Consider the following 20,542-nt stretch of genomic DNA (forward strand, 5'->3'; position numbering starts at 1 on the left):
TATCTACAATCATGAAAATACAAAGAATTAGTGAATTACAGCACGAATTTTCATTTTTATCTGCTACTGAAAATTTTGATGCGTTTTATACCCGTTTTTTAAAGAGTGACCTAGGGAAGATTTACTTAGCTATTCCCTGGAAATCTTTAGTCGAAGCTTTTCAGATTAAAGAAAAAGCATTTGGTTCAAAAATGATCTTTAGCCCCAAGGGAAGAATCGCACTGATGTTTTTAAAGCATTACACATGCAGTTCTGATAGGAAGCTGATAGAACAGCTCAATAGTAATATTGATTACCAATTTTTTTGTGATATTCATTTAGGGTTTTCTAGGATTACGAATTTTAAAATAGTTAGTCAAATACGCTGTGAACTGGCAGAAAAACTCAAGATTGACGCATTAGAAAAGTCACTTTATAAACATTGGCGACCCCATATAGAAAATAAAAATCAAATCACAGTTGATGCCACCTGCTATGAGAGCGAGCTCCGTTATCCCACGCCTCAAAAGCTCCTATGGGAAGCTGTAGATTGGTTGTATAGGCAGCTAAAAAAAATCTGTAAGGTTTTAGGTTTAAAAATGATGCGCACCAAGTATATAAAATGGAAAAAGCGCTATTTTGGATTTAGTAAAATGCGCAGAAAAACCAACAAGAAAAGAAAGCCACTTACCAGGGCGTTATTACACCTATTAAATAAGCTTATAGGCTTTGAAAAAGAGCTTCGCACTTCTTATAAACTTGAATGTCGTGTAGCTTATTTTAGAAGAGTCGCTACTATCAAAAAAGTATATGCGCAGCAACAGCAATACTTTGAAACAGGCGTATCACCAAAAAACAGAATAGTAAGTATTGCGAAAAGTTACCTTAGACCAATAGTGAGAGGAAAAGAAGTAAAATCTGTTGAGTTCGGAGCCAAAGTAAACAAGCTGCAAATAGACGGTATCAGCTTTATAGAGCATTTAAATTTCAATGCTTTTAATGAAGGTACAAGATTAAAGAAAACCATTTACAAAGCACAATCGCTTACAAAAATAAAAACAAAAATAGTAGGAGCCGATGCTATTTATGCCACCAATATGAACCGCAAATTTGTTACCAAGAACAATATCAAGACGGACTTCAAGCGTAAAGGCAAGCTTCCTAAAAACTATCAGCAAGAAAAAAAACTCAAAGCATTAATTGCTAAAGAGCGAGCTACTAGGCTAGAAGGTAGTTTTGGAAATGAAAAAGAGCACTATCATCTCAAAAAAATAAAAGCCAAGACGAAAGCTACTGAAAAACTATGGATCTTCTTTGGTATACATACCGCCAATGCTCTGGAAATAGGTAGGAGAATACAAAATAATCTAAACCAGATGGCCGCATAAATTTAAGAGTTAAAACATCATGGGATAAGTATGCCTTGTCGGTAATAAAAATATAATTTTTGACCCAAAAACTTAAAAAAGAAAACCCAAGACTTAAAAATGAATTAAATCTTGGATTTTTTTTATCGATAACATTCATCATGGGTTAAATTCTGAATGTGCCTAATAAGTGATTCAAACCGACTTTATTTTTATCAGATTTGGACTTAAGTTGTAATTGTGATTTTAAGGGGCTTTATTTTGAAAAGTAAAAAGACCAAAACCCTTTATATGTCCTGCCAAATTATCCGTGAATGGTTTCGCTTTTTCCTAAATTAGCCATTATTTTACTTTCATAATCAAGCAATTGTTGCCATTTCCGATTTACTTCTTCTTTATTGCCATACTGTCTGGCAAATCCTAAAAACATGGTATAATGGTTGGCTTCACTCACCATTAATTTCCTGTAAAACTCGGCTAATTCTTTATCTTGTAATTCCTCCGAAAGTAATCTAAAACGTTCACAACTCCGAGCTTCAATTAGTGCAGCGTAGAGTAAACGATTTACCAATTGTGTGGTTCGACTCCCGCCTTTAGGGAAAAACTTTAGTAGTTGTACCACATAATCATCACGTCGATCTCTGCCTAAGGTCCAACCGCGTTTAATAATAATGTCATGAACCATTTTAAAATGGCTAATTTCTTCTTTAACTAAGGCGACCATTTCTTGAACTAAATCGGTATACTCTGGGAAACTAACAATCAATGATATGGCAGTGCTCGTCGCCTTTTGTTCGCAAAAAGCGTGGTCTGTAAGAATGTCTTCAATGTTTTTTTCTACGATGTTTACCCATCGTGGATCAGTTGGCAATTTTAATCCGAGCATATTGCATTAGGTTTTAATTAGGCTTAATATATTTTAAGCTCCTTAAATATATTGATAATAATGCGAAAATGGTTTAAAAATGTTGTTTTTATAGATATAGATAAAAAATTGTACACAAAATACAAAAAGCTATAATTTGGTTATTTCATTGGTGGTATTTTTTACCGACAGGAAATACATCTGTTTTTTTATGCTGTGTAAATCTCATGTATAATTCCAAATTAGCAATGCAATGTCGCCTATAATTTGTTCTTTTACGCCCATATTTCGGAATAACATAAAACCATAACTTGGGCTATGCTTTGATTTTAGCTCACGTTCATATTATAGTAAAATAACGAGTTCGTGAATCTGCGATTTCTATTTCAACTGAACAAAAATTAATTCAAATAGAACATACCATATTTCAAAATTAAATAGGTATAACTAGAGTTCTTCTTAAGTATTTTCCAAACAGAATACGCAGGCGAACAACAATTTGTAAAATTTAAACTGTTGAAATTATTTATATTTTTTTTGGGAGTTTCGTTTTGTAAGAGAACACCTGAGTTGTTGTTAAGCTAAAACATACAATCTAAATTTAGACTTTTTAAATATCTAAATTAAATGTTTTCCGCAGTAGATCAATATTAGGGTTTTTAGATTTTAATTTTTCATATTTATCCATATCGGTATAAACATATTGTTTTTCTAAAACTTCGTTTACTGTTATGGATAGGTTAATATTATAATTATTTAATGTTTTTCTAATAAATGCTAATAAATCGTACTGCTGGCGTTCTACTTCCAGCTTATTGGTTGCGTTGGGAAATTCTAAATGAATGGTTGTTTCTTTTAGTTTTGGAGTATCTATAGATAAGACTGAGGCTAAGTTATGCTGTCCTTTGTCGCGTAGGTTTTTAATATACGTATTCCAGGTTTCTATTAATTGTTTTTCTGTAAAGTCTTGCGTAGGTAAATTTTCTTCATCTACCACAACATCTATTTGTCGTAATTGATGTTCTTTTTTAGCTTTTATACTACTTAAAGATAGTCCCGAAGTACGTTTATTACTTAGGTTTAAAGAAATTTTTGGTTGTTCTTTTACTTGTAAATGGGCTCCCTTGCTTGTCAAGTTTTCTTTTTCTGCATGATTATTTGATACTTTAGCTTTTAAAGTATCGTTAGCAGTTTGTTTTGACTGGACATTTACAGGAATAGGCGTGATCCCTTTATCTTTAAAATACGAGGGCGGTATTATATAATGTTTAGTGTTTTTTTTTTCTCCATCGAAAGTGATAGAGGCAAGCTGCATTAAACAAAGTTCAACGAGTAAGCGTTGGTTTTTGCTGGTCTTGTACTTTAAGTCGCAGTCGTTGGCGAGATTTATGCCATGCATTAAGAATTCTGGAGTGGCCTTTTGAGCTTGCTCTAAATATTTCTTCTTGGTCCGTTCGCCAACCTCAAGAAGGTTGATAGTTTCAGGAGTTTTACTAACCAATAAATCTCTAAAATGCGAAGCTAATCCAGCAATGTAATGCTGACCATCAAATCCTTTTGATAGCGTATTGTTAAATTGAAGTAACAAATCAGGTATTTTGTTTTCTAAAATAAGATCTGTACTTGTAAAATAGGTCTCGTAATCTAATACGTTTAAATTCTCGGTTACAGCTTGCCTGGTAAGGTTTTTACCAGAAAAACTAACAACACGATCGAAAATAGATAAAGCGTCACGCATAGCGCCATCAGCTTTCTGAGCTATTATGTGTAGCGCATCATCATCGGCAGTTATATCTTGCTCTTCAGCAATATATTTTAGGTAAGCTTTGGCATCTTTAACCGTAATGCGTTTAAAATCGAAAATTTGGCAACGCGATAAAATGGTTGGAATAATTTTATGCTTTTCGGTAGTTGCTAAAATAAAAATACAATGTTTAGGAGGTTCTTCTAAAGTCTTTAAAAAAGCATTAAAAGCGGCTTGAGAGAGCATATGTACCTCGTCGATAATATACACTTTATATTTACCAACTTGTGGTGGGATACGCACTTGATCGGTTAAACTTCTAATATCATCTACCGAATTGTTTGAAGCCGCATCTAATTCAAAAATATTAAAAGCAAAATCTTCATCGCCAGTTTCACCGCCATCACTGTTAATCATTTTGGCTAAAATACGAGCACAAGTTGTTTTGCCAACGCCACGAGGACCAGTAAATAAAAGGGCCTGCGCTAAATGATTGTTTTCTATAGCATTTTGTAAGGTGTTTGTAATAGCCTGTTGCCCAACCACGTCTTTAAACGTTTGGGGTCTGTACTTACGGGCCGATACTACAAAGTGTTCCATTGAAATTATCTATGTAACAAAGTTAGAAATTCAATTTGGATTATTCAATTTTAGCGTTAGAATTTAAGGTGAGTTATTAACAAAATTCAATAATTGAATTTGTAAATTTTTTATTTGATTGTTTTTATTTATCAAAAAAATAAAAAGTATTTGAGTATTGAAAATGGTATGATAAAAATAAACAGTCCTTTTGGAAAAAAAACTAGAGATTGAAGAAATAAAACAGATTAACAAATTCGCGGGCGACTATATTTTAAAATCAGATAGCAAGGAACTTGTAATTAATACGCTCATAATCGATTCAAATTCTCTTAGTTTATTGGATGCGGAATTGGAAAAACTTAACATAGAATGGCGTTAAAGTTTGAAGAAAAACAGTTTATATATTTAAACGAGACTATTATTTCCCAAAAAAAAAAAAAACATATATTCTTAGATTTTAGCATTAGTTTATTGTAATTTTGTATTGAAGTAAATCGCCTTATCGCTGTCTCGATTTTTCGAGGTGGAGGAAAGTCCGAACACCAAAGTGCAACATAGTGGTTAACAGCCACCAGTCGAGAGGCTAGGAAAAGTGCAACAGAAAGAATGTACAGGTTATGCTGTAGTGAAATCAGGTAAACTCTATGTGGTGCAATGCCATGTAAACCAGTGCTTGAGAGTGGCACGTTCGATGCTGGAGGGTAGGCAGCTAAAGTGTTTTGGTAACAAAACACGCAGATAAATGATAAGGAGGTCTTGTTTTTTTTTAAACTTTAGACTTACAGAATTCGGCTTATAGATTTGCTTAATTATAAATAACCCTTCTTAATCAGTTAAGAAGGGTTTTTTAATAAGCGTTTTATTCTACGGCTAAAGAGGTGTTTTGTTCGAGTTGTTCGGCCTCTAATTCGATAAATGCAGCCGTTAGTTTTGCAGTGTCGTAATAACCGTATTCTTTTAATATTTTTCCATCTAAAAACTGGGTGGTTAAATGCACCGGAAAAGTTATTTCTTTACCATTAGCTTTTAGTTTACCACTCCAAACCGACCAGTAGTTTACCCATTTATTATTGTCCTTATCGATAACCATTTCTAAAATGGTCTTGTCTTCAACAAAACCATAAGAAGCGAAGTTAGCGATAATATCTTGTTGGCGTTTTAAGCTTTCTAAATAAGGAATTCCTGTATTTTGGTTGTGAAATACTTGTGCGCTGTCTAAAAATTGCGATTTATAGGTGGTCCAATCTTGATTTTCGTATGCCTTTATACGCGTTTTTATGGCTTCAATTTCTTGAGATTCAGAAAAATACTGCTGTGGTTTGTTATCACAAGATAAAATAAGACTAAAAATGAGACCTAAGAGGAAGAGCTTTTTCATTATGTTTAAGGTATTGGTTCATATTAATTTCCCGCAAATAACCCTAAACAAACGTCATGGTGTATAAGACTTCGATGTGCTGTTAAGTATAGTAATAGAGTTTAGTAGTTTTTGCTGAATACTAATATATTAAAAAAATGGCAGTTATTAGCTTAAAAATCAAAAAACTAGTCAGCTTTGAAAAAACTAAATATATTTCCGCCATAACTTTTGGAGTCGCTAAAATTGTCGAGATGTGATAAATCGGTATGTTTGGAATGCTCAATAATAAGCCAACCGTCTTCTAACAAGAGCTCATTCTTAAAAACTAATACCACTATGTTTGCAAACTGATCTACAGTGAAGTCGTAAGGCGGATCTGCAAAAATAATATGGGCTTGTTGCGTAGCTTTTTCTAGATATGTAAACACATTGCTTTTAACAGTATGTATGGGCATACTAAAGGCTTGGGCCGTTTTATTAATGAATTTAATACACCCAAAATTTTGATCTACACTAGTGATGTGCTCGGTGCCACGTGAGGCGAATTCGTAACTTATATTACCTGTTCCAGCAAATAAATCGACCACGGTAATGGCTCCAAAGTCAAAGTTATTGTTAATAATATTAAATAACGATTCCTTAGCCATATCTGTTGTAGGACGCACAGGTAAGTTTTTTGGGGCAATAATTTTTCTACTTTTATGTGTTCCTGATATAATACGCATTAAAAACTATGTATTAAAGTGAAATTACTATGATTGTATTGTGGCTGAGCATTTATACTATATTTGTAGTTGTCTTCTCGGTCTCCAAGAAAAACAAATCCAATATATTTATAAGCGATGATGTATAAATCATCCTTATTATCTATTTCCCCAATAAAAACTAAAGTTAGCGTCTCTGGGTTTATCTGCAGTTGTTCTGCTGTAAAAAGTACATAATAAATAAAATCTTCTTTGGTACTGTAATGGAATGTATTATACAATAGTAATTTCCCACTTTTTACTACAATAATTTCAAAGCGATCGTTATCAATATTTACAAAAAACTTAGTGTTTGTACTTTGCTTCTCCGATGTTAAAATACGTTCTATTAAAATAGTCGAAAAGTGTTTATAGGTAAAGCTTCCAAACCTATCGTATATAAAATTATTAATATTTATGTACGGCACATATACATTTACGCTATGGTTTGTTGGTATGTCATCGTAAGCGATAAAATCTGATTTAAGAATTTTAGAGTTAAACTTTAAATAATCGGCTAAGCAATCTTCTCTAAAAAATTTCTTAGGAACTAGGGTAGAGAGTTCGTTATCGTGAATTACATTTACCTTATTAAAGGTAGTTTGCAGTACAGCTTCTTCACTAAACTGGTATTCTAGTTTGTGTAAGACTTCAAACGGATTTAATTTTTTTTCGAAATCAAGCTGTTTTAGCGCCGTTATTGTATTGGTACTGTGATTTAGGATACAAAAAGAAAGTCCACTCAAGCTTATTTGAATGGACAATTCTAGATGATTATCTTTATGGTATGTTTTAGTTGCTGCCAACACCAAATGTTTGTGGCCAGTTACCAGACGTATTAATTTGATCCATAGAACCTACTCTTAAGGCGTCACCATTAACACCGTCTACAGATATTACTTGGTTTTCTTGAACGAGCAAATCTTTGTCTTGATCAAACAAAATAACATCTTTTTTAACAAAAACTTCAAATACTGGAATTTTAGTATCGTTTTGTTCCAAATACCCCGCTTTAAGCTGAAATTTAGCACCTTCTTGTCCCACAGGAACATTCATCATGGTTTTATAACGATCTGAGTTCTTAAATAAAGAATCTTTAACAGAAACAAAAGCTAAGGTGTCAATAATAACCTTATCTTCATACATATCTACGCCAAATTGTTTGGTTAGTATCGGGTCGATAACACTGGTGTCTCTACGCTGTGTAATGGTAAATTTAGCCGTGTCAATAAATTTCACCAAATTATCGAAGTTGTCGGAGAAATTACCAGATACTTTACGGTGTGCTAATTGCGCATCTCTAATATCGTTTAAACTTTTAATAACTTCTTGGTAACGCTCATTCTTCACTTTATTAAATTCGATAGGTGCATAAATAGATTGGAATGTATTATAACCCAAATAAGCAATAAGTATCCACAGTACAATTTGTAACAAAGGTTTAAGTTTAGATGGGATAAATTTGTCAACTAACTTAACCAAGCCAATTGTAACAAGAATTACAGCAATTAGAATTAGAATTAATTTCATGATACGTTATTTAATTAGTAAAATTATTAAAAGGTCAATCGCAAATCTACAATTTTTTTTTAATCGTAAAAACCAAAGTTCGTAAAAATCATTTCTATATTTGAATAATTTCTTAAATATTATTCATTTACATGACAGCAGCACAATTTTATAATGAAATTAAAAATGATTTTCCTTTTCAACCGACATCAAAGCAAAACCTTGTTTTGCAGCAACTTAGCGCGTTTGTATTTAGTAAAAAAGCTAACGCGTTGTATTTGTTAAAAGGTTATGCAGGTACAGGTAAAACAACCATTATAGGCTGTATGGTAAATAATTTATGGAAAGCCAAAAAAAGTGCGGTTTTAATGGCTCCAACGGGTAGGGCAGCCAAGGTGATTTCAAATTATTCAAAAAAAGAAGCTTTTACGATACACAAAAAAATATATTTTCCGAAAAAAGATAAAGGAGGAGGCGTAAAATTTGTTTTGCAACCCAATAAACATAAAAACACGATATTTATTGTAGACGAGGCTTCTATGATTCCAGATACACCTGAAGCCTCCAAATTATTTGAAAATGGTTCTTTATTAGACGATTTAATGCAATACGTATACTCTGGATACCAATGTAAATTATTACTAATTGGCGATACAGCACAGTTGCCCCCAGTTAAACTCGATTTAAGTCCAGCCTTAGACGCCGATAAATTAGCTTTAAATTACAATAAAGAGGTTACTAAAATGGAACTCGATGAAGTGATGCGCCAAGATAGCGATTCGGGTATTTTAGTAAATGCCACCTTGCTTCGAGAAACCTTAGCCAACCAGTGTTTTGATCATTTTAAATTCGATTTAAATGGCTTTAAAGACATTGTACGACTTGTAGACGGTTACGAGATCATGGATGCCATAAATGACGCCTACAGCAGTTTAGGAAACGAAGAAACTGCCATTATTGTTCGCAGTAACAAACGGGCTAACCTATATAACCAACAGATAAGAAGTCGTATTTTGTTTAACGAGCATGAGTTATCGGCTGGGGATTATTTAATGGTGGTGAAAAACAATTATTTTTGGATTAAACCCACAACCGAAGCCGGATTTATTGCCAATGGTGATATTATAGAAGTTTTAGAGATTTTTTCGATTAAAGAATTATATGGTTTTCGCTTCGCGGAAGTGAAAGTGCGTATGGTCGATTATCCTAAAATGCCCCCCTTCGAAACGGTTTTATTGCTCGATACCATTGAAGCAGAAACCCCTTCATTACCTTACGAAGATTCTAACAGATTGTACCAAGAAGTTCAAAAAGATTACCTTAATGAATCCAGCAAATACAAGCAGTTTTTAAAAATAAAGAGCAATAAATACTTTAATGCTCTGCAGGTTAAGTTTTCTTACGCCATAACTTGTCATAAATCACAAGGCGGTCAATGGCATACTGTTTTTATAGAGCAACCCTATTTACCAAATGGCATAGATAAAGATTATCTGCGTTGGTTATATACTGCGGTGACTCGGGCGCAAAAAAAACTTTATCTCATAGGCTTTAAAGAGGATTTTTTTGAGGAATAAAAGTGGTTTAGCACTGCTTTTTGTCTGAAAACAAATATTAAACACGCTAAATTTTATAAGCTATAATATTTAGCCTATTTTTGAAGCTGTAATTTTTTGATATTAAAATGAAAATAATTTCGATGATTCCTGCCCGTTATGGTGCTTCTAGATTTCCTGCAAAATTAATGCAAGATTTAGGTGGTAAAACCGTTATTCTTAGAACCTATGAAGCTACTGTGGCTACCAATTTGTTCGATGATGTGTTTGTAGTAACCGATAGCGACATCATATACAAAGAAATTGTAAACCATGGGGGTAAAGCCATTATGAGTGTTAAAGAACACGATTGTGGTAGTGATAGAATTGCCGAAGCTGTTGAGGATATGGATATCGATATTGTTATCAATGTTCAAGGGGATGAACCCTTTACAGATAAAGCTTCCTTAAAAAAACTAATTGAGGTATTTAAAGATGACGATAAAAAAAATATCGACTTGGCTTCCTTAATGGTTCATATTACAGATGAAGAAGAAATAAACAATCCCAATACGGTAAAAGTTATTGTAGATAAAACAAACTTTGCCTTGTATTTTTCAAGAAGTGTAATACCGTATCCAAGAGAAAAAAATGTAGGAGTTAAATACTTTAAGCACAAAGGCGTTTACGCCTTTAGAAAGCAGGCCATTCTAGATTTTTATAAATTACCCATGTTGCCGCTCGAGGCTTCAGAAAAAATTGAATGTATCCGGTATTTAGAGTATGGAAAGCGTATAAAAATGGTTGAAACAAATGTGGAAGGGGTTGAAATTGATACACCAGAAGATTTAGAGCGCGCAAATAAACTATGGAAATAAGTTATAAAGACATAAAAGTAATAGGATTTGATGCCGACGATACGCTTTGGGTAAATGAAACTTTTTTTCGCGAAGCCGAAGGGCAAATTCAACAGTTGTTGTTAGAATATGAAACTCCAAATAAAATAGACCAAGAGTTATTTAAAATGGAGATGAAAAACCTACCACTTTATGGTTATGGTGTAAAAGCGTTCATTTTATCTATGGTTGAAGTGGCTTTAGAACTTTCTAATTACAATATTTCAAGTAAAAAAATAGAAGCTATTTTAAAAATAGGTAAAAATATGCTTGAAAAACCCGTAGAATTACTTGATGGTGTTGAAGATGTTTTAAGTGTGATGTCTAAAAAGTATAAAATTATATTGGCCACTAAAGGCGATTTGCTTGATCAAGAACGCAAACTGGAAAAATCTGGGTTAATCAAGTATTTTAATCATATTGAAGTATTAAGTGACAAACAGGAGTCTAATTATTCGAATTTGTTAAATCAGTTGGGCGTTAAACCCTCAGAATTTTTAATGATAGGAAATTCCTTAAAATCTGATGTGCTGCCCTTGGTTAACATAAAATCTAACGCCATACATGTACCATTTCACACCACTTGGGTACATGAGCAAGTAAGTGAAAAAGAAACCAATGGAAAAACATATAAAACTATTGGTAGCTTAAAAGAATTATTAAATGTTATGGAATATTAAAATCGTATTTCATGGCATGTCATCGCGTATAATTAAAAATAGTACTCAATATTAAACGAGTACAAAAAGAAAATTTTAAATGAATTACAGAAACTTTCCAATGGTACCAAGAGTTGTTTTTGGTAGAGGCAGTTTTAGTCAGTTAAATGATATTATTACCCCAAAAAGAAAAAGCATTAATGCCCCTTTTATTTTTTTGGTGGACGATGTGTTTAGAAACAACACATGGTTAACCTCAAGAATTGCATTGGCCTACGACGATAGGGTTATGTTTATATCTGCAGATCAAGAACCTACAACATCTCAGGTAGACGATTTAGTTGAATCTATTATTTTAAGTACAAAAGAACGGCCTTCTGGAATTATAGGAATAGGCGGTGGTACCTTATTAGATTTAGCTAAAGCTGTATCCATAATGCTTACAAATAAGGGAGAAGCCAAAGATTATCAAGGCTGGGATTTAGTAAAAAATCCTGCGATATACCATGTTGCGGTTCCTACGATCTCAGGGACTGGAGCAGAGGTTTCTAGAACAACCGTGCTTACGGGGCCGGAAAGAAAATTGGGCATAAATTCAGATTACACTCCTTTTGATCAAGTTATACTCGATTCAGAATTAACCAAAGATGTACCTACAAATCAATGGTTTTACACGGGTATGGATTGTTATATTCATTGTGTAGAGTCACTTACAGGAACGTATTTAAACGCGTTTAGTCAAAGTTATGGCGAGATGGCTTTACAGCTTTGTGAAGAAATATTTTTAACCGATAATTTATCGAAAGTCGATGCCCAAGAAAAACTAATGATGGCCTCTTGGCACGGCGGTATGAGTATTGCATATTCGCAAGTTGGGGTAGCTCATGCTATGAGTTATGGCTTATCTTATTTGTTAGGCACAAAACACGGTATAGGCAATTGTATAGTTTTTAATCATTTGGAAGAGTTTTATCCTGAAGGGGTAAAGACGTTTAAAGCCATGAAAAAGAAACACAATATTTTACTACCTGAGGGTATATGTGCCAATTTAAGTGATAAGGAGTTTGATATCATGATTAATGTATCGTTAAGCTTAGAACCGCTTTGGGAAAATGCGCTTGGTAAACATTGGAAGAAAACGATAACACCAAAAAAGTTAAGAAGTCTTTACGAAAAAATGTAATATGAGTGGCTTGTCCAAATTTATTTATTTTAAAATTTTAGGATGGAAAATTGTGGGTAACACCAACTTTTCAAAAGATACCGTAAAAAAAGCGGTTATTATAGCAGCACCTCATACCAGTTGGCACGACTTTTATATTGGCGTTTTGTTGCGATCTGTTACCCAGGTTAAAACGAATTTTGTAGGCAAAAAAGAGTTGTTTCGATTTCCTTTCGGATGGTTTTTTAGAGCTCTAGGTGGGGCACCTATAAATAGGGGAGTTAACGAGAGCAAAGTTGAAGCTATTGCGAAATTATTTTCTGAAAAAGCGGAGTTTAGAATGACGTTGGCACCCGAAGGCACTAGAGAAAAGGTTAGCGAATGGAAAACGGGTTTTTACTACATCGCTAAAGCTGCTAATGTACCCATCATTATGTTTACCCTAGATTTTGAAAATAAACAAAATAAAATTTCACAACCATTTTATCCAACTGATGATATCAAGGCAGATTTCCAGTTTATATATAATTTTTATAAAGGGGTAAAAGGGAAAGTGCCAGCTTACTCTTAACAAAGTTTTTTAAAAGATACGACCATTAAAAGTTCTGGTTTTGGCTGAATGCTCAAAAATAAAAAACAAAGTTCAGTATATAATAAGTTACATACTTCTTCCAAAATAGTTAGCCGACTAAGGTCTGCATGTTAGAGCCAACAGTACAAGTTCTAAAAGAAAAACTTGTGCTGACTAATGAATTTCATGACCGCCTTGGGCCCTTCAAAATCTAAATGTTTGCGCATTTCAATACCAAATTTATTTTAAATTATTCCAATTTGGTATATTTAAGAGTGACGTTTATGGACCGTAAGTAATTATTTTGAACGACACCGCACATGTCTATTTTTCTTGCAAGAAAAATACTAAAAAGACTATAAATTTCTGATTTTTAGTCTCTTTTGTTTTAGTTGTGCTTAGGTTTTTTTTAAGAAATCTTTAAAATCATGATATCTTTTCATATTTTTAGTACCGTTATTACCAAATCTATAATTAAACTAATCTTATGAAGAATTTAATTTACATTATTCTAGGCATTATTATTGGTGCCGTGACAACCTATTATGTTGTCCAAAAAAACCTTACGGACGATATTAAAATCACCAAGCCAAAAGGCGTTATTACTCCAGAACAAGCCAAAGTACTAGCGAACAATTGGACAAAATACCGACAAGCAGCCGTAGATTCTGCAGCACAAAGACAAGGTCGAGAAAAAGACGATCGTTCTGTTTGGTGGTCTATAGAAGATATTGAAAACTATATTGCCTTTTCGAAGAAGCAAACCGATAGCCTCAAATACAGTTTAACTGGTATGCGCATGTATTTAGGGGTTTATGGCAAAAATGCAGGCCAAGCTAAAAAGAATTTAACCACCATGTTTTTAGTGCCTACCGTTAAAAAATTAAATTCTAAAGGAAGCATGATACCTTTTGTTTTTCAAGAAGATGGCGCTAATTGTGATGAATGTGACCCTTTGAATGATGGACATGGAGGAGGAGGTAGTTATCCTCAATAAAAAGTATATTTTAACTAGAAGACTAATCTTATTACCATATTTTTAAACCTATTATTTATGAAAAATTTATTAAAATTTAGTGTATGCATATATGTATGTTGAGTTATAGTTGTTCTAAAGAAGAAACAACGGGGCAAGAAAAAACAGTTTCTAATGAAGATTTTTACAAACCCTCTGGGGTTATCACTCAAGAAGAGGCTGAAATACTAAGTAATACTTGGAATTTAAAAAACACAAGCACGCTAAGTAAGGCTAGTAGGGTTAAATTCGAAGACGATGACCTGTCGTTTTGGTGGACTATAGAGGACATTAGAAATTATTTAGATTACTCTGAGCAAGTTGCTAAAGAAAATGGAAATTCTTTAAACGGCCTAAGAATATATTTGGGTGCATATCCAAACACAGGTAAGACTACTTTATTTATGGTGCCAACCGTTAAAAAATCGAGTTCTAAGGCGGGTATGGTACCATTTATTTTTCAAGAAGATGTTGCTGATTGTGGCGAATGTCCCCCTTTGAATAACGGAGGTGGAGGAGGTAATGGATATCCTCAATAATTTTTAAGTGGAAGATTTTTTATTAAAAAACTATGTTTTATTAACCCACCTTGTTGAAGTAATGGCTGCTTTAACAGGTGTGTTTTTGTATAAAAAATATAATAAAACAGAGGTTAAATATTTTATATGGTTTCTAGTGTATTTAACGATTTGTGAATTTATTGGAATTTATAAGTATTACGTACATAGCGAAGGCTTTCTTAGTTTTTTAGAAGGTACTATTTTTAAAACAAATCATTGGTGGTCAACATCTTTTTGGAAAGTAGGAGCTATACTTTTTTTTGCTTTTTATTACTCAAAAATCTTAAAAACGAAGCTATTTAAAACTATAATTAAGACTAGCGCTTATGCTTTTTTAATATTTTCAGTTATCTATATTGCCCTAAATTGGAATGCGTTTTTTTATCAGTTTTTCCCAATTTTAAGTGTTTTGGGTGCATTTATAATATTTTTATGTTCTGTGTTTTATTTTATTGAGGTTTTACAAAGTGATAGCATTTTAGTCTTCTATAAATCAATTAATTTCTACATAAGCTTCGCTATATTTATTTGGTGGTTAATTATTACACCTTTAGTTTTTTATGACTTGTACCATTCAAGTGGTGATTGGAATTTTATTTTTTTAAAGTGGCAAATCTATTTATTTGCCAATATATTTATGTATTCAACCTTTACATTTGCTTTAATCTATTGTAAACCAGAACGTAATAATGATTAATTCCTTCCATATTTTTTTAACACAAACCCAACCTGTTTCTACAGCTTCAGAGCGCTATTTGCTGGTATATATGGTTATGGTGTTATTAATTATTACCGTATTAGTTATTGTGTTTTTTGTAGTATTTCAAAAACGAAAAAACAAATTACTTCTAGAACGTATAAAGCAACAACAAGCTTTAGAAGAAGAAATAATATTAGCCCAAACCGAAAGCCAAGAACAAACCTTAAAAAACATTGGCTGGGAATTACACGATAATATTGGTCAGCTCTTAGCTTTTGCAAGTATGCAACTAAGTGTTTTAAAAACTCAGGTTTCCGATGATGTAAAAGATAAATTTAAAGATACTTCTAATGCACTTAACGAAAGCTTAAAGGAAGTACGCGCACTTTCAAAAACATTAAATAATGACGTGGTGCTTAACATTGGCTTAGAAAAATCTATCACTAATGAATTAAACCGATTAAATAAGATGAAATTCACCAACGCCCAATTGGTTATTAAAGGCGAAAAAGTAGATTTTGAAAACCGAAAACACGAAATTATTATTTTTAGGATCCTGCAAGAGTTTTTGTCAAATTCGGTTAAATATTCTGGAGCTAAAAATCTTAAAATAATTTTAGAATATCAGCCAAATAATTTAATAGTTACGGCTTCAGACGACGGCGTAGGTTTCGATATGCACACCGTAGAAAAAGGTTCTGGTTTAATTAATATGCAAAGTAGAGCGGCTTTAATTCATGCAAAATTAGATTTGTACGCTAAACCAAACGCAGGGGTAACGCTAAGTTTAAATTATCCGAGGTCTTAAATTCTGATTGTGATTTGTTGAATTTTTTAAGGATTTTAAATTATGACGAACAAGCATCCCATAAAGGATCTTCAGGAAGGGGAGCTGTAACATGAATCTTGTTTTTAGAAACAGGATGAGTAAATTGGATGGCTCTGGCGTGTAAGCTTATCCCAGCATCATTATTACTTCTGTTAAATCCGTATTTTAAATCGCCTTTAATCGGACAGCCTATAGCGGCTAATTGACAGCGTATCTGGTGATGTCTTCCGGTTTCTAAATTCACTTCTAATAACAGGTAATTATTTAGAGTTTTTAGCGTTTTGTAATGTAAAATGGCTTTTTTACTATCGGTAACCTCTTTATTGTGGGCATAAGACTTATTGTTTTTCGGATTTTTTTTAAGCCAATGAATTAAGGTGTCCTCTTTTTTTTGTGGTGCCGTTTTAACAATAGCCCAATAGGTTTTACGAATGTCTTTAGAAACAAATAGTTTATTGAGTCGAGGTAAAACTTTACTGGTTTTTGCAAAAATAACAAGTCCAGAAGTGGGGCGGTCTAAGCGGTGTACAGTACCTAAATAAACATTGCCGGGTTTGTTATATTTTTCTTTTATATAGGCTTTAACAATATCACTTAAGGGTTGGTCGCCAGTTTTATCGCCTTGAACAATATCGCCCACACGTTTATTTATAATAATGAGGTGATTGTCTTCGTAGATTACTTGTAGGTTTGTTTTATGAGATCGTGTTTTAGGCATTTCTAATCAATATTGCTCACTCTCATTAGGAAAATCTACAGTTTTCACGTCATCCACATATTGAGAAATAGCAGTAGTCATGTCTTCATACAAATTCATATACCGACGTAAAAACCGTGGATTAAATTCATGTGTCATACCAAGCATATCATGTAAAACTAAAACTTGCCCATCAACATCACTTCCTGCTCCAATACCAATAATAGGAATGCTAACACTTTCAGCCACTTGTTTGGCTAGTTTTGCCGGTATTTTTTCGAGTACGATAGCAAAACACCCTATTCTTTCCAGCATTTTGGCATCGGCGATAAGCTGTTCAGCCTCCTGTTCTTCTTTCGCACGAACCGTGTAGGTACCAAATTTGTAAATAGATTGTGGTGTTAAACCTAAGTGACCCATAACTGGAATTCCAGCATGTAAAATACGTTTTATAGACTCTTTTATTTCTTTACCACCCTCTAATTTTACGGCATGAGCTCCACTTTCTTTCATAATTCTAATAGCAGAGCGCAGAGCTTCTTTAGGGTCGCTTTGGTAACTTCCAAAAGGCAAATCGACAACAACTAAAGCTCTTTTAATAGCTCTAATTACAGAAGATGCGTGATATATCATCTGGTCTAAGGTTATAGGTAATGTGGTTTCGTGACCCGCCATAACATTACTAGCCGAGTCGCCAACCAGTATCACATCAACCCCTGCGCCATCAACAATTTTAGCGGTAGTGTAATCGTAAGCCGTGAGCATCGATATTTTTTCGGTATTGGTTTTCATTTCAACCAACGATTTAACGGTTATGCGTTTGTACTCTTTTTTTGCTGTAGACATAGATTTAGATGCTAATTTTTATAGAGTGTAAAAGTAATGAATTATGTAGATACTGTTAAATTTTTTCTTTTTGAGTTGCGTATATGGTTTGGTTTTGGTGTTTTTCCAGATGTCATGTGCTTATACATGATTCGCAATCGCTTTGCAGTGCTGATTTTAAACAGCTTGTTTTAAAGTTTTTTGTTGCCTTAAGCCACCAACCAATACATCGGGGGCACAAAGATACCATGTAAAAATGTTTTTGAATGATGGCGGTAGTTTTACAGGATTATTTTCTAATTATTCGGATAGGTTTAAGACTATTGTTTTGACTTCATTATTTCTTTTAATTCCACGGTTTTCCATTCTGGATTATAATCCATAAAATTTTTAAAAACGCTAATATGACTGGCTCCTAAAAGGATCATAATTTTTTTATCCGCTTTTGTGATTTGTTTTTGAATGTTAGCGTACATGTATAAATTTCTTTTATACCATTCTGAAGCCAAATAGGAGCCAATAGTATCGGTTGGAGATCCCGCTTGATTAGCTAAATTTAAATACCAACCTAGATCGTCTTTTCTGTTTTGTTCCTCATTTAAAAAATATAAAATTTGTGTGACTGATTGTGTAGATTTTACAATCGCATTGTATTGGTTTTCATACTTGGTTAAATCTGTATTTTCTTTTTCAAGCAATTTGCTTTGTTTCGCTTTTCTCATAGTCTCAAGCATTTGGTTATAGGGAAATGAGGACTCACGATAATCGTAAGCAAATATTTTATCGTGATTTAATTTTTTTCCGACTCTAAAGGCTAATTGTACAGTTTCACTTCTTTTTAATTCAGCATAGTTATTTGGAGAAAACGATTGGAATATGGAATCTAATTTTTTTTGTTTCCTAAAAGGATATTCAACAAAAATTTTATCAGGATTAAATTGTGCAATTTTATTACTTATGGTTTCTAGTTCTTTTTGGTTTTTTGCACTTAACACATCAACTTCATTAGTTTGAGCAACATCCAAATTGTTTTTTGGATTATAATTTGCAAAATGAAAAGTTCCAATTAGAAGGACTTCAAGTTTGTTTTCCTCTAAATCTGCTGCTTTTGTCATGTCTTTTTGCTTGGGCTGGCAAGCAACAAAGGCTAGCATGAGTAATCCTAAAATGTATTTCATGTACTGCGTTTTAATAGGGTTAAAATTATTAATAGGGGTAATGTTTTGATATTTAATTGAATCCCAAATGAGTTTAAATATTGGCAAGAAGTATGGTTTTTAGAGTTGTGTTCCAAATGCACCAAGCTTTTGTAATTTTCAATTTTTTTTATTGCTGAAAAACAGGATTTAATTGAGTGCCTTTAAGACTTTCTAATTTTCAATAGATTCGTGTTTAGGGCTAAAAATTGTTCATTTTCTAGTGAACTATACACTTATACAAGCTCTGCCAAAATAATTCAACATAATAAAAACGCCCTTTAGGGTATTTTAAAAATCTAATTCCTTGGGAATTGCCACTAACAATCCGATAAATTCACTCCAACCGCCAAGCCACCTTCGCTGGTTTCTTTGTATTTGGTACTCATATCTTTTGCAGTTTCCCACATGGTATTTACGACCTTATCTAAAGGCACTTTAACGTTTTTGGGGTCGGTATCTAAAGCCAGTTCTGCCGCATTAATCGCCTTAATGGCACCCATGGCATTACGTTCTATACAAGGTATTTGAACCAAGCCGCCAATAGGATCGCAGGTTAAGCCTAGATGGTGCTCCATAGCAATTTCGGCAGCGATTAAAACCTGTTCTGGTGTGCCACCACTTAACTCGGTTAATGCTCCAGCAGCCATAGCCGATGATACGCCAATTTCGGCTTGACAACCGCCCATGGCCGCACTAATAGTGGCACCTTTTTTAAAGATGCTACCTATTTCGCCAGCCACTAATAAAAAGCGTTTAATATCATCAAAATCGCCATCGTGATTTTCAATTACTAAATAATACATCAGTACTGCGGGAATCACTCCAGCACTGCCATTTGTTGGCGCGGTAACTACACGTCCTAAAGCCGCGTTTACCTCGTTAACCGCTAAAGCAAAACAGCTAACCCATTTTAAAATTTGTCGAAATTTAACCTCGGTGTCTCTAATGGAATACAACCATTCTACGGGATTGCTATAAGGCGTTTTGCTTTTTAAAGTTTGGTGAATATCAAAGGCACGCCGTCTTACATTTAAGCCACCTGGAAGATGCCCTTCGGTATGGCAACCAATATACATGCATTCTAGCATAGTATCCCAAATGCGTTTTAATTCGCTATCGATAACCGCTTCGCTGCGAATAGATTTTTCGTTTTCTAAAACCACTTTAGAAATCGGCATATTTAAATCTATACAATACTGTAAAAGCTCACTGCCTTTATCAATAGGATAGGGAAAAGAATGTTTTATTTCAGCATTTTTTTTATGAACGCTGCGTTCTTCTTTAACCACAAAACCACCTCCAATAGAGTAAAACGTCGATGTTAATTTTTCACCGTTAATAGTTGCTGTAAACGACATTCCATTAGAGTGAAATGGTAAAAAGTTTTTGTTGAAAACAATAGCAGTTTCTGGGTTAAATTCTATCGATTTTTCACCATTAACAGTGAGTGTTTTATTTGTTTTTATGTTAGAAACTATGGTTTCAATGTCATCAGTAGGAATGGTTTCTGGATCTACACCAGTTAAACCTAACATTACGGCGTAGTCTGTAGCATGGCCTTTACCTGTTAACGATAAGGAGCCGTACAAATCGACAGTAATAGCTTGAATATTATCAAATTTGTTTGTTGCTTTAAGCTCTTTAATCCAACGTTCGGCAGCTCGCCAAGGGCCAAGAGTGTGTGAGCTTGAAGGACCTACACCTATTTTTAGCATATCGAAAACAGAGATACATTCCATAATTTT

The 20,542-nt window shown here is 33.5% G+C and carries 20 protein-coding genes and 1 other RNA gene; 11 read left to right on the forward strand and 10 right to left on the reverse strand.

What is annotated here, in order from left to right; genetic code table 11:
- Positions 1 to 11 precede the first annotated feature (11 nt).
- The gene (locus FEZ18_RS12620) at positions 12 to 1,367 is read left to right on the forward strand and encodes a transposase (protein ID WP_153266853.1); all 1,356 of its coding nucleotides are present in this window, start codon (positions 12 to 14) and stop codon (positions 1,365 to 1,367) included.
- Positions 1,368 to 1,650: 283 nt separating this feature from the next.
- On the opposite strand, the gene FEZ18_RS12625 is transcribed toward FEZ18_RS12620, so the two are convergent.
- Positions 1,651 to 2,232, reverse strand: a complete 582-nt coding sequence (locus tag FEZ18_RS12625; RefSeq protein WP_153268650.1) for a tRNA-(ms[2]io[6]A)-hydroxylase — start codon at positions 2,230 to 2,232, stop codon at positions 1,651 to 1,653.
- Between the two features lie 589 nt (positions 2,233 to 2,821).
- The gene (gene dnaX, locus FEZ18_RS12630) at positions 2,822 to 4,555 is read right to left on the reverse strand and encodes a DNA polymerase III subunit gamma/tau (RefSeq protein ID WP_153268651.1); all 1,734 of its coding nucleotides are present in this window, start codon (positions 4,553 to 4,555) and stop codon (positions 2,822 to 2,824) included.
- A 468-nt stretch (positions 4,556 to 5,023) separates the two neighbouring features.
- Between dnaX and rnpB the strand changes: the two genes are divergently transcribed.
- Positions 5,024 to 5,349, forward strand: an RNA gene (rnpB, locus tag FEZ18_RS12635) — RNase P RNA component class A.
- A gap of 47 nt (positions 5,350 to 5,396) precedes the next feature.
- On the opposite strand, the gene FEZ18_RS12640 is transcribed toward rnpB, so the two are convergent.
- The 4 genes from FEZ18_RS12640 to FEZ18_RS12655 form a co-directional block, all read right to left on the reverse strand.
- Positions 5,397 to 5,915 (reverse strand): hypothetical protein, encoded by a 519-nt coding sequence (locus FEZ18_RS12640; RefSeq protein ID WP_153268652.1) that lies wholly within the window; start codon positions 5,913 to 5,915, stop codon positions 5,397 to 5,399.
- A gap of 167 nt (positions 5,916 to 6,082) precedes the next feature.
- Positions 6,083 to 6,622, reverse strand: coding sequence for an RsmD family RNA methyltransferase (locus FEZ18_RS12645; RefSeq protein WP_153268653.1), 540 nt, complete (start codon positions 6,620 to 6,622; stop codon positions 6,083 to 6,085).
- Entirely contained in the window at positions 6,622 to 7,449 is an 828-nt protein-coding gene (locus FEZ18_RS12650; protein ID WP_410505153.1) for a DUF3822 family protein, read from the reverse strand. Before FEZ18_RS12650 ends, FEZ18_RS12645 begins: the two co-directional genes overlap by 1 nt.
- The gene (locus FEZ18_RS12655) at positions 7,433 to 8,170 is read right to left on the reverse strand and encodes a hypothetical protein (protein ID WP_410505119.1); all 738 of its coding nucleotides are present in this window, start codon (positions 8,168 to 8,170) and stop codon (positions 7,433 to 7,435) included. The genes FEZ18_RS12650 and FEZ18_RS12655 overlap by 17 nt, the downstream gene beginning before the upstream one ends.
- Before the next feature lie 131 nt (positions 8,171 to 8,301).
- On the opposite strand from FEZ18_RS12655, the gene FEZ18_RS12660 reads away from it, so the two are divergent.
- The 9 genes from FEZ18_RS12660 (at position 8,302) to FEZ18_RS12700 (ending at position 16,055) form a co-directional block, all read left to right on the forward strand.
- Positions 8,302 to 9,726 (forward strand): ATP-dependent RecD-like DNA helicase, encoded by a 1,425-nt coding sequence (locus FEZ18_RS12660; RefSeq protein ID WP_153268655.1) that lies wholly within the window; start codon positions 8,302 to 8,304, stop codon positions 9,724 to 9,726.
- A gap of 107 nt (positions 9,727 to 9,833) precedes the next feature.
- On the forward strand, positions 9,834 to 10,562 hold the full coding sequence (gene kdsB, locus FEZ18_RS12665; protein ID WP_153268656.1) for a 3-deoxy-manno-octulosonate cytidylyltransferase: 729 nt from the start codon (positions 9,834 to 9,836) through the stop codon (positions 10,560 to 10,562).
- Complete coding sequence (locus FEZ18_RS12670) at positions 10,553 to 11,260, forward strand: HAD family hydrolase (RefSeq protein ID WP_153268657.1); 708 nt, start codon at positions 10,553 to 10,555, stop codon at positions 11,258 to 11,260. Before kdsB ends, FEZ18_RS12670 begins: the two co-directional genes overlap by 10 nt.
- A 79-nt stretch (positions 11,261 to 11,339) precedes the next feature.
- On the forward strand, positions 11,340 to 12,422 hold the full coding sequence (locus tag FEZ18_RS12675; RefSeq protein ID WP_194269478.1) for an iron-containing alcohol dehydrogenase family protein: 1,083 nt from the start codon (positions 11,340 to 11,342) through the stop codon (positions 12,420 to 12,422).
- A 1-nt stretch (position 12,423) separates the two neighbouring features.
- The gene (locus FEZ18_RS12680; protein WP_153268658.1) at positions 12,424 to 12,972 is read left to right on the forward strand and encodes a 1-acyl-sn-glycerol-3-phosphate acyltransferase; all 549 of its coding nucleotides are present in this window, start codon (positions 12,424 to 12,426) and stop codon (positions 12,970 to 12,972) included.
- A gap of 487 nt (positions 12,973 to 13,459) precedes the next feature.
- Positions 13,460 to 13,969, forward strand: coding sequence for a hypothetical protein (locus FEZ18_RS12685; protein ID WP_153268659.1), 510 nt, complete (start codon positions 13,460 to 13,462; stop codon positions 13,967 to 13,969).
- Positions 13,970 to 14,052: 83 nt separating this feature from the next.
- Complete coding sequence (locus FEZ18_RS12690; protein WP_153268660.1) at positions 14,053 to 14,526, forward strand: hypothetical protein; 474 nt, start codon at positions 14,053 to 14,055, stop codon at positions 14,524 to 14,526.
- A 7-nt stretch (positions 14,527 to 14,533) separates the two neighbouring features.
- Positions 14,534 to 15,244, forward strand: coding sequence for a hypothetical protein (locus FEZ18_RS12695; RefSeq protein WP_153268661.1), 711 nt, complete (start codon positions 14,534 to 14,536; stop codon positions 15,242 to 15,244).
- Positions 15,237 to 16,055 carry a sensor histidine kinase gene (locus FEZ18_RS12700; protein WP_153268662.1) on the forward strand — a complete coding sequence of 273 codons (819 nt, stop codon included), beginning with the start codon at positions 15,237 to 15,239 and terminating at the stop codon, positions 16,053 to 16,055. The genes FEZ18_RS12695 and FEZ18_RS12700 overlap by 8 nt, the downstream gene beginning before the upstream one ends.
- 40 nt (positions 16,056 to 16,095) lie before the next feature.
- Here FEZ18_RS12700 and FEZ18_RS12705 read toward each other — a convergent pair whose 3' ends face one another.
- From FEZ18_RS12705 to FEZ18_RS12720, 4 genes are all read right to left on the reverse strand, one after another.
- Positions 16,096 to 16,794, reverse strand: coding sequence for an RluA family pseudouridine synthase (locus FEZ18_RS12705; protein WP_153268663.1), 699 nt, complete (start codon positions 16,792 to 16,794; stop codon positions 16,096 to 16,098).
- A gap of 6 nt (positions 16,795 to 16,800) precedes the next feature.
- Positions 16,801 to 17,619: a 3-methyl-2-oxobutanoate hydroxymethyltransferase gene (panB, locus tag FEZ18_RS12710; RefSeq protein ID WP_153268664.1), complete on the reverse strand. Its 819-nt coding sequence runs from the start codon at positions 17,617 to 17,619 to the stop codon at positions 16,801 to 16,803.
- A gap of 299 nt (positions 17,620 to 17,918) precedes the next feature.
- On the reverse strand, positions 17,919 to 18,776 hold the full coding sequence (locus FEZ18_RS12715; protein WP_153268665.1) for a DUF5694 domain-containing protein: 858 nt from the start codon (positions 18,774 to 18,776) through the stop codon (positions 17,919 to 17,921).
- Between the two features lie 338 nt (positions 18,777 to 19,114).
- Positions 19,115 to 20,536 carry an L-serine ammonia-lyase gene (locus FEZ18_RS12720; RefSeq protein ID WP_153268666.1) on the reverse strand — a complete coding sequence of 474 codons (1,422 nt, stop codon included), beginning with the start codon at positions 20,534 to 20,536 and terminating at the stop codon, positions 19,115 to 19,117.
- Positions 20,537 to 20,542 lie beyond the last annotated feature (6 nt).

Origin of the sequence: Oceanihabitans sp. IOP_32, assembly GCF_009498295.1 — a bacterium.
GTDB lineage: Bacteria > Bacteroidota > Bacteroidia > Flavobacteriales > Flavobacteriaceae > Wocania > Wocania indica.

What these genes read in the sequence shown, in the direction of transcription:
- FEZ18_RS12620 (WP_153266853.1), top strand. Translation starts at nt 12, where the DNA reads ATGAAAATACAAAGAATTAGTGAATTACAGCACGAATTTTCATTTTTA.
- FEZ18_RS12625 (WP_153268650.1), bottom strand. Translation starts at nt 2,232, where the DNA reads ATGCTCGGATTAAAATTGCCAACTGATCCACGATGGGTAAACATCGTA.
- dnaX (WP_153268651.1), bottom strand. Translation starts at nt 4,555, where the DNA reads ATGGAACACTTTGTAGTATCGGCCCGTAAGTACAGACCCCAAACGTTT.
- FEZ18_RS12640 (WP_153268652.1), bottom strand. Translation starts at nt 5,915, where the DNA reads ATGAAAAAGCTCTTCCTCTTAGGTCTCATTTTTAGTCTTATTTTATCT.
- FEZ18_RS12645 (WP_153268653.1), bottom strand. Translation starts at nt 6,622, where the DNA reads ATGCGTATTATATCAGGAACACATAAAAGTAGAAAAATTATTGCCCCA.
- FEZ18_RS12655 (WP_410505119.1), bottom strand. Translation starts at nt 8,170, where the DNA reads ATGAAATTAATTCTAATTCTAATTGCTGTAATTCTTGTTACAATTGGC.
- FEZ18_RS12660 (WP_153268655.1), top strand. Translation starts at nt 8,302, where the DNA reads ATGACAGCAGCACAATTTTATAATGAAATTAAAAATGATTTTCCTTTT.
- kdsB (WP_153268656.1), top strand. Translation starts at nt 9,834, where the DNA reads ATGAAAATAATTTCGATGATTCCTGCCCGTTATGGTGCTTCTAGATTT.
- FEZ18_RS12670 (WP_153268657.1), top strand. Translation starts at nt 10,553, where the DNA reads ATGGAAATAAGTTATAAAGACATAAAAGTAATAGGATTTGATGCCGAC.
- FEZ18_RS12675 (WP_194269478.1), top strand. Translation starts at nt 11,340, where the DNA reads ATGAATTACAGAAACTTTCCAATGGTACCAAGAGTTGTTTTTGGTAGA.
- FEZ18_RS12680 (WP_153268658.1), top strand. Translation starts at nt 12,424, where the DNA reads ATGAGTGGCTTGTCCAAATTTATTTATTTTAAAATTTTAGGATGGAAA.
- FEZ18_RS12685 (WP_153268659.1), top strand. Translation starts at nt 13,460, where the DNA reads ATGAAGAATTTAATTTACATTATTCTAGGCATTATTATTGGTGCCGTG.
- FEZ18_RS12690 (WP_153268660.1), top strand. Translation starts at nt 14,053, where the DNA reads ATGCATATATGTATGTTGAGTTATAGTTGTTCTAAAGAAGAAACAACG.
- FEZ18_RS12700 (WP_153268662.1), top strand. Translation starts at nt 15,237, where the DNA reads ATGATTAATTCCTTCCATATTTTTTTAACACAAACCCAACCTGTTTCT.
- FEZ18_RS12705 (WP_153268663.1), bottom strand. Translation starts at nt 16,794, where the DNA reads ATGCCTAAAACACGATCTCATAAAACAAACCTACAAGTAATCTACGAA.
- panB (WP_153268664.1), bottom strand. Translation starts at nt 17,619, where the DNA reads ATGTCTACAGCAAAAAAAGAGTACAAACGCATAACCGTTAAATCGTTG.
- FEZ18_RS12715 (WP_153268665.1), bottom strand. Translation starts at nt 18,776, where the DNA reads ATGAAATACATTTTAGGATTACTCATGCTAGCCTTTGTTGCTTGCCAG.
- FEZ18_RS12720 (WP_153268666.1), bottom strand. Translation starts at nt 20,536, where the DNA reads ATGGAATGTATCTCTGTTTTCGATATGCTAAAAATAGGTGTAGGTCCT.